General features: G+C 42.9%; 1 pseudogene. It reads right to left on the bottom strand.

Going from position 1 to position 273, the window contains the following annotated elements:
• Positions 1 to 273: pseudogene (locus ACEN33_RS12535) on the bottom strand (IS30 family transposase); the annotation flags it as partial.

Genomic DNA, 273 nt, shown 5'->3' with positions numbered 1-273 from the left:
AGGACTTTAAAGCTTCCTTAGGTAAGTTTTCTCTCAAATCTTCAATCGCAGTTTGCATAGCAACTTTAGAGCGATTTGGCATGGGTAAAGCAATATATATACGGCTTTTTCGTTCTGCAAAGCTCGCGAAACAACCTTTACTCTTACCTCGAGAAGAAACAACTGTGTCGAGTTCCCAATGCCCGAACTCTTTTCGATTCTTCACAGATTTGGGGCGTTTTGAGATGGGAGTGCCGATATTAAACTTTCCTCGCGTTTCTTGAGGCTCTCGAC

Origin of the sequence: Ruoffia sp. FAM 24228 (genome assembly GCF_045528575.1) — a bacterium.
Taxonomy (GTDB): Bacteria; Bacillota; Bacilli; order Lactobacillales; family Aerococcaceae; genus Ruoffia; species Ruoffia halotolerans.
Note: the sequence above shows the minus strand (reverse complement) of the source record. Positions and strands in the feature narration are given on the sequence as shown.